At 60.4% G+C, this 13587-nt stretch carries 17 protein-coding genes; 12 read left to right on the top strand and 5 right to left on the bottom strand.

Going from position 1 to position 13587, the window contains the following annotated elements:
- Positions 1–149: 149 nt before the first annotated feature.
- The 4 genes from BHC62_RS16650 to BHC62_RS16635 are packed head-to-tail and all read right to left on the bottom strand — an operon-like array spanning position 150 to position 2756.
- Positions 150–1469 (bottom strand): sensor histidine kinase, encoded by a 1320-nt coding sequence (locus BHC62_RS16650; RefSeq protein ID WP_070995558.1) that lies wholly within the window; start codon positions 1467–1469, stop codon positions 150–152.
- Positions 1466–2134 carry a response regulator transcription factor gene (locus tag BHC62_RS16645; protein WP_029296647.1) on the bottom strand — a complete coding sequence of 223 codons (669 nt, stop codon included), beginning with the start codon at positions 2132–2134 and terminating at the stop codon, positions 1466–1468. The genes BHC62_RS16650 and BHC62_RS16645 overlap by 4 nt, the downstream gene beginning before the upstream one ends.
- The gene (locus tag BHC62_RS16640) at positions 2134–2448 is read right to left on the bottom strand and encodes a PepSY domain-containing protein (protein ID WP_029296649.1); all 315 of its coding nucleotides are present in this window, start codon (positions 2446–2448) and stop codon (positions 2134–2136) included. The genes BHC62_RS16645 and BHC62_RS16640 overlap by 1 nt, the downstream gene beginning before the upstream one ends.
- Positions 2448–2756: a PepSY domain-containing protein gene (locus BHC62_RS16635; protein WP_029296650.1), complete on the bottom strand. Its 309-nt coding sequence runs from the start codon at positions 2754–2756 to the stop codon at positions 2448–2450. Before BHC62_RS16635 ends, BHC62_RS16640 begins: the two co-directional genes overlap by 1 nt.
- A 159-nt stretch (positions 2757–2915) precedes the next feature.
- Between BHC62_RS16635 and BHC62_RS16630 the strand changes: the two genes are divergently transcribed.
- The 12 genes from BHC62_RS16630 to codA all read left to right on the top strand — a co-directional run bounded on the left by BHC62_RS16630 (position 2916) and on the right by codA (position 11420).
- Positions 2916–3995, top strand: a complete 1080-nt coding sequence (locus BHC62_RS16630; RefSeq protein WP_070995557.1) for a hypothetical protein — start codon at positions 2916–2918, stop codon at positions 3993–3995.
- Positions 3996–4124: 129 nt separating this feature from the next.
- Positions 4125–4706: a hypothetical protein gene (locus BHC62_RS16625; RefSeq protein WP_029296654.1), complete on the top strand. Its 582-nt coding sequence runs from the start codon at positions 4125–4127 to the stop codon at positions 4704–4706.
- A 3-nt stretch (positions 4707–4709) separates the two neighbouring features.
- Complete coding sequence (locus BHC62_RS16620; protein WP_029296656.1) at positions 4710–4922, top strand: helix-turn-helix transcriptional regulator; 213 nt, start codon at positions 4710–4712, stop codon at positions 4920–4922.
- Positions 4923–4994: 72 nt separating this feature from the next.
- On the top strand, positions 4995–5237 hold the full coding sequence (locus BHC62_RS16615; protein ID WP_070995556.1) for a hypothetical protein: 243 nt from the start codon (positions 4995–4997) through the stop codon (positions 5235–5237).
- A 67-nt stretch (positions 5238–5304) separates the two neighbouring features.
- A complete protein-coding gene (locus tag BHC62_RS16610; RefSeq protein ID WP_175581909.1) occupies positions 5305–5622 on the top strand; it encodes a hypothetical protein in 318 nt (105 codons plus the stop codon).
- Positions 5623–5763: 141 nt separating this feature from the next.
- The gene (queD, locus tag BHC62_RS16605) at positions 5764–6120 is read left to right on the top strand and encodes a 6-carboxytetrahydropterin synthase QueD (RefSeq protein WP_003190259.1); all 357 of its coding nucleotides are present in this window, start codon (positions 5764–5766) and stop codon (positions 6118–6120) included.
- A gap of 105 nt (positions 6121–6225) precedes the next feature.
- Entirely contained in the window at positions 6226–6600 is a 375-nt protein-coding gene (locus tag BHC62_RS16600) for a hypothetical protein (RefSeq protein ID WP_070995554.1), read from the top strand.
- Complete coding sequence (locus BHC62_RS16595; RefSeq protein ID WP_029296669.1) at positions 6597–6794, top strand: helix-turn-helix transcriptional regulator; 198 nt, start codon at positions 6597–6599, stop codon at positions 6792–6794. The genes BHC62_RS16600 and BHC62_RS16595 overlap by 4 nt, the downstream gene beginning before the upstream one ends.
- A 64-nt stretch (positions 6795–6858) precedes the next feature.
- The gene (locus tag BHC62_RS16590; RefSeq protein ID WP_029296670.1) at positions 6859–7482 is read left to right on the top strand and encodes an NUDIX hydrolase; all 624 of its coding nucleotides are present in this window, start codon (positions 6859–6861) and stop codon (positions 7480–7482) included.
- Between the two features lie 206 nt (positions 7483–7688).
- Entirely contained in the window at positions 7689–8957 is a 1269-nt protein-coding gene (codB, locus tag BHC62_RS16585) for a cytosine permease (RefSeq protein ID WP_070995553.1), read from the top strand.
- Positions 8954–10156, top strand: a complete 1203-nt coding sequence (locus BHC62_RS16580; RefSeq protein WP_070995552.1) for a PucR family transcriptional regulator — start codon at positions 8954–8956, stop codon at positions 10154–10156. Before codB ends, BHC62_RS16580 begins: the two co-directional genes overlap by 4 nt.
- A gap of 28 nt (positions 10157–10184) precedes the next feature.
- Positions 10185–11420: a cytosine deaminase gene (gene codA / locus BHC62_RS16575; protein ID WP_070995551.1), complete on the top strand. Its 1236-nt coding sequence runs from the start codon at positions 10185–10187 to the stop codon at positions 11418–11420.
- 9 nt (positions 11421–11429) lie between these two features.
- Here codA and BHC62_RS16570 read toward each other — a convergent pair whose 3' ends face one another.
- Positions 11430–13583 (bottom strand): lipase family protein, encoded by a 2154-nt coding sequence (locus tag BHC62_RS16570; RefSeq protein ID WP_070995550.1) that lies wholly within the window; start codon positions 13581–13583, stop codon positions 11430–11432.
- Positions 13584–13587: the final 4 nt, after the last annotated feature.

Raw genomic sequence — 13587 nt, 5'->3', positions numbered from 1 at the left:
TGGCAAGTGCTCTGACAGACACCATGCCTTGAGCGAAAAAAACGCTCGGCATGGTCAGCCAGGTGGCTGTTATAAGCGAAATGGTTGCGGCCAGGCGTTACAAGGAAAAGCCTTGTTGCAAATCCCTACAAATCGAAAACAAAGTGCCATCAGCCCTGGCGTCGGGGTAACTCGATCAGCACCTTGAGGCCGCCGAACTCACTCTCATGCAACTGCAAAGTGCCACCCCACACCTCAACGATATCCCGCACGATCCCTAACCCCAGGCCATGGCCATCGGTCTGCTCATCCAGTCGAGTGCCTCGGCTGAACACCTGGCTACGCTGAGCCTCGGGAATCCCCGGCCCGTCATCCTCGACCCGCAGCTGAAAACTATGGGGCGCCTCGTCAATGCTCACGCGCACCTCGGCATCCGCCCATTTGCAGGCGTTGTCCAGCAGGTTGCCCAGCAGCTCCAGCAGGTCTTCACGGTCCCAAGGCAACTGCAGGCCGGGGCGTACGTGGTAGCTCAGGTCCAGGTGCTCGCCGTGGATCATGTTCAGGGTCGCCAGCAGGCCTGGCAGCTCGCTGTCGCAGTCGAACAGTGCGCCGGGCAGGGTTTCACCGGCCAGGCGCGCGCGGTTGAGTTCGCGGTTGAGCCGTTGCTGCACCTGCTGCAACTGCTCGCGCAACAACTTGGCCAATTGCGGCTGGTCCTTGAGCTGCTCGCTGGACGCCACACTCAACAGCACTGCCAGGGGCGTCTTCAAGGCGTGGCCGAGGTTGCCCAGGGCGTTGCGCGAGCGTTTGAGGCTGTCTTCGGTATGGGCCAGCAGGTGATTGATCTGTGCCACCAGCGGCTCCAGTTCCACCGGCACCTGGGTGTCCAGTTGCGAGCGCTGGCCTTGCTGCAACTGCGCGATCTGCTCGCGGGCGGTCTCCAGCGGGCGCAGGGCCCGACGCACAGTGACCCGTTGCAGCAGCAGGATCAGCAGCAACGCCGCCATCCCCAGGACCAGGCCGACCTGGCGCATCAGGCGAAAACTCTCGCGCACCGGTGTGTAGTCCTGGGCCACGCTGATGGAAATCGCCTGGCCAAACCGTTTGTAGTCCGAGCGCAGTATCAGCAATTGCTGGCCTTCCGGGCCCAACTGCAGATTGCCCTGCAGGCCGGCCTGGGGCAGCTGCGGCAGTTCCTGGTCCCACAGGGAGCGGGAGCGCCAGTGGTTGTCGCTGAAGTCGATACGAAAATAATGCCCGGAGAACGGCCGCTGATAGGCCGGCGACAAGCGCTGTTCATCCAGTTGCACGCCACCGGGGCCACGCACCAGGGCCACCAGCAGGTTTTCACTGTCGTTGCGCAGGCCCGACTCCAGGTAGCGCTGCAAACCCATTTCAAACAGCCACAGGCTGGTTTGCGCCAGCACCAGGCCGACGATCACCATCACGCTGATCAGCCCCAGGCTCAAACGCCGCTGGATCGACCTCACGTGGGGCTGGCGCCAAAGCGATAACCCTGGCCGCGCCGGGTTTCAATCACGCTACGCCCCAGCTTGCGGCGCAGATGATTGACGTGCACTTCGAGGACGTTGGAGTCGCGCTCGGTTTCACCATCGTACAAGTGCTCGGCCAGGTGGCTTTTGGACAGGATCTGCTCGGGATGCAGCATGAAGTAGCGCAGCAGACGGAACTCGGCAGCGGTCAGTTGCACCTCGGCACCGTCGCGCATCACACACTGGCGGCCTTCATCCAGATGCAGGCCGGCGGCCTGCAGCGTCGGCTGGTTGGCCTGGCCATGGGAGCGGCGCAACAACGCCTGGATGCGCAGGTACAACTCTTCGGGGTGAAACGGTTTGCTCAGGTAATCGTCGGCTCCGGCCTTGAGCCCTTCGATGCGTTCGGCCCAGGAGTCACGGGCGGTGAGGATCAACACCGGGGTCGCCAGGGCGGCGGCGCGCCATTGGCTCAACACCTCAAGCCCCGGCAGCCCGGGCAAGCCCAGATCGAGGATGATCAGGTCATACGGCTCGCTGCGCCCCTGATACACCGCGTCACGACCGTCCGCCAGCCAATCCACGGCGTACCCCTGGGCTTTGAGCCCGGCCAGCAATTCATCGGCCAGGGGCACATGGTCTTCCACCAGAAGCAGGCGCATCAGTCATCTTCCTCGTCTTTAAGCAGCGCGCCCGTGGTCGCGTCCAGTTTAATTTCCCGAACCACGCCATCGGTGGTCACCAGCTCTACTTCATAGACGTAGCGGTCGTGCTTGCTCTCAAGCTCGGCCTCCAGCAACCGGGACCCGGGATGCCGCGCCATGGCCTGCTGCAGCAGTTGCTCAAGGGACAGGATCACCCCTTGCTGGCGCAGCGCCAGGGCTTCGTCCTGATTGAGGTCTCGGGCAGCCACCACCGAGCAAAAGGCCAGGAGCACCAGCGCCAGTCGACTGCCGGTGCGTAGATTTACCTTCATTACGTATCCTGATGATCCTTGAGAACTTGCCCGGTGACAGCGTCCAATTCCACGTCCCACTCGACGCCCTGGGCATCGCGCAGGTCAACCTGGTAAATGTATTTGCCGTACTCCTGCTCCAACTCGGTCTCATGCACAGTGCCACCGGGATGTTTGGCCAGGGCGGCAGCGTTGAGCTTCTCGAACGACAGGATGGTACCAGCGTCACGCAGTTTCAGCGCTTCATCCGGTCCCAGGTCCCGGGCCTGGGCCAGGCCGGTGGTGAGGGCGATGATACTGGCGGCGATAACGGCTGTGAGGTATTTCATGATGATTCTCCATTTCAGGATGTTTTGCCTACGCTCCCTACAGTACGGATCGCAACTTAACTGAAACTGAATTGCCACCATGGCAATTGTCCCACAACACCTTGCCAGGCCCCCGGGAAGATTTCCTATACTGCCCTGCTCGCCTGCACAGAGATCGGTATGACCGCCATCCACATCAAGTTTCCAGCCCTGACGCTCAAGGCTGGCCAGCGCGCCTTTGCACGCATTCGCGAACAAGGCCTGCAGCCTGCCGACGTAGGAATTTTGCCCGGCGCAGCCGGGGGCCCCAAGGCCTTGGGCATACAGGGCCTGGACCTGGCGCTGTTCGGTGACTGGCTGGCGCGCGCGCCCCGCGAGCGCTCGCTGATCGGTGCCTCCATCGGTTCCTGGCGCTTTGCCAGCGCCTGCCTGCCAGACCCTGTACAAGGCCTGCTCGACCTTGGTCGCTTGTACAACGAGCAACGCTTTGCCAAGGGCGTGACCATGGCCGAAGTCAGCCAGAGCTGCCAGCGCATGCTCGATGACCTGTTGGCCGGGCGCGATGCGACGCTGCTGGATAACCCGCACTATCGCCTGAATATCGTGGTCGTCAAAAGCCATGGCCTGCTGGCCGACGATCACCGTGGCCGCCTGGGCCTGGGCCTGTCCTCGGTAATCGCCGACAACCTGCGTGGCCGTGCGCGGCTGTCCCGGCATTTTGAACGACTGATCATCCACGACCCGCGCCAGGCGCCGCCATTGCACCCGCTCAAGGATTTCCCTTCGCGCTTCCTCGACCTGGAACTGGGCAACCTGCGCCAGGCACTGCTGGCGTCCGGCTCGATCCCCATGGTCATGCAAGGCGTGCGCGACCTGCCGGGCGCCGGTGCCGGCACCTATCGCGATGGCGGCCTGCTGGACTACCACCTCGACCTGCCCTACCACGGCGATGACATCGTGCTGTACCCGCACTTCACCGACCGGGTCATCCCCGGCTGGTTCGATAAGGGCCTGCCGTGGCGGCGCAGCAACCCCCAGGGTTTGCAGGATGTGTTGCTATTGGCGCCCTCACGGGAGTACCTGGCTCGCCTGCCCTACGGCAAATTGCCAGATCGCAGCGACTTCAAACGCTTTTTGGGGGATGACGCCCGACGCAATCAGTACTGGCAAACCGCAATGAGTGAAAGCCAGAGGCTGGGTGATGAGTTCCTAGAACTGGCCGATAACGACCGATTGGGTGAGCGCCTGATTGCCCTGTGACTCGCTTTTATTGCTACCCCCGAACGTTTAAGGATGCAGAGGGCGCCATTAATTTTTTTGGAAAAAATTATTGTAATTCGATAATTATTCATGGATTATTCGCCCCATCAACTGCGTTTGGAACGACACATGGACAACAATCTGGATTCCGTCTCCACCAACAGCCGCCTGCGCTCCATCGGAGCCTTTGCCGCGTTGCTGGCGTGGGCCGTGGCACTTGTCGAGTTCGGCTGTACCCCATTGCTCTGGATCTTCGACTATTCGAATATCCTGGCCAGTCACCTGAGCACCTATGGCAGCCAGATGCCTTTGCTGTTGGCCCCGGACTATCAGCCATCGTCCCTGGCAACCGGCCTGCTTCTGGTATTGGATATGCTGCCTGCCGACCTGATGGTGGTTGCGCTGTTACTGACCGGCATTTTTTTCATGCGTCTTTCCAAAGGACAGATCTGGATCGAATCAAATATAAAGATGCTGTGGTGGATGGGACTTCTTTTTATTATCAGCCCACTGTTGGCACCTGTGATTTACACCCTCCAGGGTTTGGCCCTGGCGATAGACATGCCTTCCGGAGAGCGCGCCATCAGCATCGACATTGGTATTTCATCCACCGCGATCTATGAAATCATCCAAGGCATATTTCTGTGTGCGTTCTCATTAATAGTGGCTGAGTCCAAGGCTATTAACGATGAAAACAAAAGCATCATATAAACCATGACGATCATTATTCGTTTGGACGTCATGATGGCGAAGAAAAAGATCCGCTCCAATCAGCTTGCAGAAGCCATTGGGATTACGGAAGCCAATCTATCGCTATTGAAAAACGGAAAAATCAAAGGTTTTAAACTCGAAACCCTGAACAAGCTATGTATCGCTCTGGATTGCCAGCCCGGCGACTTGCTGGAATTCGAGAGTGAAGAGGCCTAGGCCTTGGACCATGCTGCCAGGCTCCTGGGCAGCGCTGTAGAACACTGATCAACTTAAAACGGATTACCCCCTATGAACCCCATAAAGCTCCTGGGCCTCTTTACTGTTGCCCTGATTACCAGCGGCTGCAGCGCCGGTAGTTTCAACCCGTCCTCGTTCAAGGTTTATGAACCAGGCACGCAGTTCGGCAACCGCTACGGCTCTTCTTTCTGGTTGGACACTCCATGCCCTAAACGCGGTTGCGATAACAACAAGTTGTTCTTCAATCCAGCCCATCAAGAATCAACCATGGAAAGATACAATCATGGGTTCTGAGCGCCGAATAATGTATGGCCTTGGTTTGTTCCTGCTCCTGGCAGTGGGCCCAACAAGCGCACAAGACTTGCCCAATCTCTCGCTGCTCAAGCGGTATGGTGTTACCGAAGATCAACTGCCCGCCGCCCCTGCCGACCTGGCACTGAACATCGAGCCGACGAAAAGCCGGTTTGAAATCAAGCCCGAGCGGCCATTGATCCGGGTCGAGAAAAACGGCGACCTTGTGTCTGAAACCACCGGCAACATCAGCATTGATAACGCGGCGGCCCAAGGCCAGGTGCAGTGTGCCCGTGCACTCGCAGAGTTGCAGCGGCGAGGGTCGCAGTACTCACTGCCGTGTGGGGACGGGGTCAAGGTCAGTACAACGTTGTGGTCCCAGGAATAACCACGCTTGATACACGCCACCAGGTCGGCCCTTAAAACAGGTTAGAATGCGCGCCAAGTCGGTCGCCTGGGCCCATCAAGCGCCCACCCGACACTGACAACCGCACACCGCCCTAGAAACTCCTGCCTTACAGGTCATACCGTGGAAATTTTCAAAGAGTTCACATTCGAGTCCGCCCACCGCTTGCCTCACGTCCCCGAAGGCCATAAGTGCGGGCGCCTGCATGGTCACTCCTTCAAGGTGGCCATCCATCTGAGCGGCGACCTTGACCCGCATACCGGCTGGATCCGTGACTTTTCGGAGATCAAGGCGATTTTCAAGCCGCTCTATGAGCGCCTCGACCACAACTACCTCAACGACATCCCCGGCCTGGAGAACCCGACCAGCGAAGTGCTGGCCAAGTGGATCTGGAACGAGTTGAAGCCCTTGCTGCCGGAACTCAGCGCCATTCGTATCCACGAGACCTGCACCAGTGGCTGTATTTATCGCGGTGAGTAAATCCTGGAATTGATTGCAGGATCGAGCCTGCAAAATGTAAAGCGAGCTTGACACTCGACATTTGCCCTCCTAGTGTAAAGCTCCCTTTACTTACGGAACGCGCGCATGCCAATCAAACGCTATTTTGTGGAATTCTTCATCGCCCTGGCCGCCTATGTGGTTGCCGTGCTTGTCAGTACCCACTTTCTGGCCGACGCCCCCGAGGGCGCTGGGAAAATCTCCCTCGCCCTGGTCCCGGTCATTCCCCTCGTCGCCATGGCCTTGGCGGCGATCCGCCAATTGGGGCGAATGGATGAGATGGGCCGCAAGATTCAATTGGAGGCCCTGGGCATTGCATTTATCTGCACGGCGCTGATCACCTTCAGCTATGGCTTCCTGGAAACCGCCGGCCTGCCCCGCCTGTCGATGTTTTTTGTATGGCCCGTCATGGGCGGTATCTGGGCAGTAGCCACGGTGATCGGCGCAAGGCGTTATCGATGAACAACCTGATGCGCCAATTGCGTACCGACCGAGGCTGGTCCCAGGCGGATCTGGCGGCACAACTTGAAGTGTCGCGCCAGACCGTCAACGCCATCGAAACGGGCCGCTACGACCCCAGCCTGCCGTTGGCCTTCAAAATAGCCAGGCTGTTTGAACGGCCGATCGAGGCGATTTTTGAGGCACCCTCGGCGTAAGGGTTTGCGTTCGAGGATCACAGCGATTAAAACCAGACTTCGCCGCAACTCAAGGAACCACACCATGGAATCCACCTGGCTGGCCCAGGCCAAGCGCCTGCAGGCATTGGCATCCACCGGGCTGCACTTTTGCACTGATGACTTCGAGCGCGAACGCCTGGAAGAGATCGCCCATATTGCCCACAGTATGCTTGCGCAGTTGGGACAAGTGCCTCTGGAGCGCATTACCGGCCTGGTCTCGGACTTCGCGCAGCGCTATTCAACACCGATGATCGATGTGCGTGGCGCGCTGATTGAAGACGAGCGGATCCTGCTGGTACGCGAAGCAACGGATGGCTGTTGGGCATTACCGGGGGGTTATGCCGATATCGGATTGTCGGCTGCAGAAAACATCGTCAAGGAGCTTCGCGAAGAAGCTGGCTTAAGCGTCACCGCACGCACGCTGTACAGCGTGACCCACAAAGCCAAGGGCCTGTACCGGCCCGACGTGCGTGACTTCTATAAGTTGTACTTTCTCTGCGAGCGCACCGACCAGGCCGCCCCCACGGCGGGCTTTGAAACCACCGACGTCGGCTTCTTCCGCCTCGACGAACTGCCGCCCCTGTCACGCGGCCGCACCATCGAGAGTGATCTTGAAGCAGCCTTCGCCTTTCACCGCGGCGAAATCACCCAGACCCTGTTCGACTGACACCCCGGCACGGTGATCCAATTTGTATCACCGCTGCACCGCTATCGCGCCTGACTGGGCATAACCAACAAGCAATCCCCTCTATCTGCCCCGCCCGCCCCCTGAATAGTGTGCAACCTGCACAGTGTCCACCGTGCAGCCGTCACTGCCCGGCAGTTGGCACGCCGGCTGCAACGGGCCCTGGGTCACTCACAGGGGAACGGCACATGACGCAGCACGAACCGGGCAACGATTACCCTCTCAGCGAAGTACCCATGCATGCACGCAAGGGCCTTGGCTCCACGGCCATGGTGTTGCTGGGCTTCACCTTTTTTACCGCGACCATGTTCGCCGGCGGCAAACTGGGGGTGGCCTTCAGTTTTACCCAGATGCTCGGTGTCGTGGCCCTGGGTAACCTGCTGTTGGGTATCTACGCCGCAGGCCTGGGTTACATCGCCTTCAAGAGCGGCTTGAACTCGGTGCTGATGGGGCGGTTCTGCTTTGGCGAAGTGGGTAGCAAGTTGAGTGACCTGATCCTGGGTTTCACCCAGATTGGCTGGTACGCCTGGGGCACCGCCACGGCGGCCGTGGTACTGGGTAAGTATTTCGAGCTGGGCCAGGGCAGCGTGATGGCACTGATGGTGCTGTTCGGCCTGGTGTTCTGCGCCACGGCCTACGTGGGCTATCGCGGCCTGGAAATCCTCTCTTACATCGCAGTCCCGGCCATGGGCCTGCTGCTGTTGCTGTCGATGTGGGTGGCCACGGTGCACATCGGGGGGCTGGAAGGCTTGCTTGCCGTGGTACCCAGCGGTGAGTTGGATTTGTCCACGGCCATTACTCTGGTATTCGGCACCTTTGTCAGTGGCGCAACCCAGGCTACCAACTGGACGCGCTTTTCCCGCTCGGCCAAGGTGGCAGTCCTGGCCAGCCTGATCGGCTTTTTTATCGGCAACGGCCTGATGGTGCTGATTGGGGCCTACGGCGCTATCGTCTATCAACAGCCGGATGTGGTGGAGGTGTTGCTGCTGCAAGGTTTCGCCATGGCTGCAATGGCCATGTTGCTGCTCAATATCTGGAGCACCCAGGACAACACCATCTACAACTTCGCCGTCGCCGGCTGCAACCTGCTGCGTACCAAACGCCGCAAGACTGTGACCCTGGTCGGCGCCGTGATCGGCACCCTGCTCGCCTTGCTGGGGATGTACGACATGCTGGTGCCCTATCTGATTTTGCTGGGCACCGTGATTCCACCGATTGGCGGGGTGATCATGGCCGATTTCTTCTATCGCTATCGCGGTCAGTACCCTCGGCTGGCGGAGGTGCGTTTGCCCGCGTTCAATTGGCCGGGGCTGATTGCCTATGGGGTGGGTACGGTGCTGGCGTTCAGTTCGCCATGGGTCGCGCCGCTGGTGGGAATTATCGCCGCGGCCGCCACCTACATCTTGCTCACCGCGGTCCTGCGGGTGCGGGTGCCCTTGGCTGACGCCCAGGCATGAGCCTGACCGTGGCGGATGTGCTGGCCCTGCCCGGGCTGGAGTCCATGACCCTGCGAGCCGGTAGCGCAGGCCTGGACAATGGCGTGCGCTGGCCTTATGTGGCCGAGAACAGCGGCATTGCAGACTGGGTGCTGGGCGGCGAACTGGTGTTCATCACCGGTATCAACCACCCGCGTGATGAGGCCAATCTCCTGCGCCTGCTGGATGAAGCCTGCGCGCGGCGTGTCGCCGGCCTGGTGATCCTGACCGGTGCGGATTACATCCAGGGGATTGCCCCTGGGTTGCTGCAAGCCGCCGACGCCGCCGGGATGCCGCTGATCGAACAACCGTACTCGCTGAAAATGGTCCTGGTGACCCAGGCCATCGGCTCGGCGCTGATCGAGTCCGAGCAGTTGGGGCGTTCACGGCATGAGGTGCTGGAACGCCTGTTGGCGGGGGACTACCAATCCCTCGACCTGCTGTTGCATCGCACCAGCCAACTGGGCATGCCATTGGCCGGACACTGGCAAGTGGCGCAGTTACAACTGGAGGGTGGCGACGCGTTATTTGCGCAAACCGTGGCTGGGGAGGCCGAAGCCCAACTCGCTCGCCAACACGAAGGCATTACCCGCCGATTGCGCCAGTTCGCCGCCGAGCATCCCTCACCCCTGCCCGTACTTGGCAGGGCTGGGCAATGGACCTTGCTGCTGCCGGCCACCGAAGATCACCGGCAACGCCTGGCAAATTGGCTGAGGCCGTTGAACCTGCGCCTGGCCCCGCTGAAGCTATGCATCGGCTTGAGCGCGGCAAAACATCCGCCCGCCGGCCTCGCCCAGGGCCTGGACGAAGCTCGCCAGGCGCTGGTGGTTGCCCGGCGCTTTGGCGAGCATGCCGGCGTCTGTGTCTACGATGAGCTAGGGCTGCTGAAGCTACTGAGCGCGGTACGCGATCGCGGGCTGCTCGAGCAGTTCCTCCATGAACGCCTGGGGCCGCTGCTGCGCCATGACCAGCGCCACGGCCCCAGCCTGATGCCGACCCTGCAAGCCTGGTTCCTGGACAATGGTAACCTTGTGGCTGCGTCCCAGCGGTTGGCGGTCCACCGCAACACCCTGACCCACCGCGTCCAACGTATCGAGGCCCTGTGCGGGCTGTCGCTGGACAATCCCAATGACCGTCTGGACATCGGCGTCGCGCTGATGATCTGGCGGCTGTCTGCCTGATTGCTTTTTGCCCAAGAGGAACTTGCCCATGCATATCATCAACGCCCGCCTGCGCAACCGTGAAGGCCTGCATGATCTGCACCTGGAACATGGCCGGATCGCCAGTATTACGCCTCAAACTGCCACGCCGCCCATGGGCCCGGACGACCTGGATGCTGCGGGTAACCTGGTGGTACCACCTTTTGTCGAACCGCATATCCACCTTGATGCCACCCTCACTGCCGGCGAGCCGCGCTGGAATATGAGCGGGACGCTGTTTGAAGGGATCGAGTGCTGGGGCGAACGCAAGGCCACCATCACCCATGAAGACACCAAGACCCGCGCCAAACAAACCATCCAGGCCCTGGCGGCCCATGGTATCCAGCATGTACGCACCCACGTGGACGTCACCGACCCGCAGTTGACGGCGCTCAAGGCCATGCTCGAAGTGCGCCAGGAGAGCTCACACCTGATCGACCTGCAGATCGTGGCATTTCCCCAGGAAGGCATCGAGTCCTACCGCAATGGCCGTGAATTGATGGAAGAAGCCATTCGCCTCGGCGCCGATGTGGTGGGCGGCATTCCCCATTTCGAATACACCCGCGACCAAGGGGTCAGCTCGGTCAAGTTCCTCATGGACCTGGCCGAACGCACGGGCTGCCTGGTCGACGTGCATTGCGATGAAACCGACGACCCGCACTCGCGCTTTCTCGAAGTGCTGGCCGAAGAGGCCCGCAGTCGCGACATGGGCAGCCGGGTCACCGCCAGCCACACCACGGCCATGGGCTCCTACGACAATGCCTACTGCGCAAAACTGTTCCGGCTGTTGGGGCACTCTGGCATCAGCTTTGTTTCCTGCCCCACCGAAAGCATTCACTTGCAGGGCCGCTTCGACAACTTCCCGAAACGCCGGGGCGTAACCCGGGTCAACGAACTGTTGGAGGCCGGCATGAACGTGTGCTTCGGCCAGGACTCCATCGTCGATCCCTGGTACCCACTGGGCAACGGCAATATTCTGCGGGTGCTCGAAGCCGGGCTGCATATCTGCCATATGCTCGGCTACAGCAACCTGCAAAGGGCCCTGGACCTTGTCACCGACAACAGCGCCAAAGCCATGGCCCTGGGCGATCGCTACGGCCTGGAACCGGGGCGGCCGGCCAACCTGCTGATTCTCTCGGCCGACAGCGACTACGAGGTCATTCGCAGCCAGGGCCTGGCGCTGTATTCGATCCGCAACGGCAAGGTGTTGATGAAGCGCCAGCTGGCGCAGGTGGCTTTTTTGTAAAACCCTGGGCTAAACGATCGAGTCGAGGTCCAACGGCTGGCCTTTGCCATGCTCGTCATGCAAGGCCGGCGGGATGCTTGCCACTTGCGATAGCTCACGGTTTTCCCGGTGGCTGAACCAGCGTTTGAGGCTGGCTGGCAAGTTTGCACCCTGAGCATGGCTGCCATAGACATCACGGGCTTGCAGGCGGCGCCAGCGCAAACTTTCCAGGCGCTGGCGACTGATTTGCAAGCGGTCTATTTCAGCAGCCAAGCCGTCGTAGTGCTCATGGCTACGCCCGTTCGCTGGTCGGCGACGGTGCAGTTCCAACTGTTTGTCCTGCAATTGGCGGCCCATGGTGCCCAAGGCGTCGTCGATCAGTGCGTACTCCCGCGACGTCACGAGGGCGCCGCGGTTATCCAGGGTCTGTTGCCAACGACGCAAGGTGGCCCAGGCTGCCGGCACGTAGCTGCTGACCATAAAATGCTGGCTGGCCTGGAACAGCTGCTTGAGCAGGTTATCGCGCTCGGGCATATCGCCGCTCAGGTACAAGGCGCGATTGCATCCCGCCTCCTCCAGCGACTCACACCCGGGCTTCCACAGCACCGATGAATGCGTTCCGTCCGGGAGCAGGATCGGCATGAAGTGTTGTTGCTCGCCGTGGTGCCAGTAAGGATTGCCACCGACGCGTACCAGGCCCGCCGCAAACAGCAGGCCTCCGGGCGCGGGGGCGCTGAACATCGTCACCGCGCCGGGAACCCAGAGTTTGGCCGTGGTGTTCATCCAGGGTGCCGGCACGCTGGGAACCGGGTCATTGTGGTTGACGATACGGTGATGGACCAGGTCTGCCGCGCCTCTGATAAATTCCGCGTCAGCGGCACGCGGCGCACCGTAGGTGTAGAGGAGCACGTTGTAGTCGGCATCTTTGACCCGGCGCAGTCCCTCTGCCAGCAGCAGGGCGATTGCCCCTCCCAGGCTATGGCCGCAGATCACGATACGTTGGCCGCTGTAGAACTGATCGAGGTAGCGCAGCACGAAGTCGCGCATGGCTCGATAGGCCTGATAAAAACCTTCATGGGCCTTGCCGATGCCCTCCGCGAACGGCACCTGGTGGGCGTTTGCATCACGCAGGCCATCAGCGGCACTGGCCGTACCCCGTACAGAAATCAGCACGATCTCATCGTGATGACTGATAAAGGCCTGGGTATCAGTACCCAGCTCTTCATCATCGAAAAAATGCAGGTTCGCCGGATGCTCCTGCTCGCCCGCGAGCTTCGGGCTGTTTTGCGGATACAACTGGGGATCGAAGGGCAGGATCTCGAAACGCCGGGAATAGGCGACCTCTTCATACAGCGGGTAAAACCGTTGTACTTGCCCAGCGTCGACCCTCCAGGCTTGCTCATACCCCGAGAGTTTTTCGGCAAACAGATGGCCAATGCTTGGGTCCACGGGAAAACGGACCTCATCTTGTGGTTGGGCGGCCGGCTCCTGGCCAAATGGGCAGTAGCTCAAGGTCGCCATCAATGCCAGTTGGTACAGGTTCAGGGCGCAGAACCCATCCTCGGTGGACAGCATCGGGCGCAACGCCCGCAACGGCCGGACCTCCAGTACGCTGTGCTGGTTGGGGAATAGCACCACACCCGACAATGCAGGCTGCGGTGGGCCGAATCCAAGGTCGGCCATCATTTTCAGGGCATGGCGTCGGGGGGCGAAATGCCGGGGCGCCGGAGGCGGCAAATGGGCGGCATGGCGGACGAGGTCGCGGACTTCGACTTGGTAGAAACGATTCGCTTGCTCCTGGGCCGGATTTTGCTCGACCCGCAGGCCGTCATTGCGCACAAATCGAGTATGTTCAGCTCGAAATTGAAGCTCGGTGATAGGTAAGGGGTAGTGATCTCGCGCTTGCAATACTCCGTGATAATCAGCTCCAGATGACTCATGAACCGCCTCGAAAGTCAGAACCAATGGGCCTCTGTATTGGTTGGCCAGCTTCACATAGCCATCACCGTCCAAGCGCCCAATGTGCCGCTGTCCGTTACTATCCAGGACCGAATAGGTAAGCCCTCCATAGGCTTTCCCATTGCCGGTTTCATCAACCAGGGAAAAACTCAGCCAACATCCACGTAACGGGCAAGCCGGCATTTTTTCGCTGAAAAACGGTGCCTTCCATTCTTCGATAGCCATAGCT

The organism is Pseudomonas sp. 06C 126 (assembly GCF_001855215.1).
Lineage (GTDB): Bacteria > Pseudomonadota > Gammaproteobacteria > Pseudomonadales > Pseudomonadaceae > Aquipseudomonas > Aquipseudomonas proteolytica.
The sequence above is the reverse complement of the archived record's forward strand: the minus strand, read 5'-3'. Positions and strand labels throughout refer to the sequence as shown.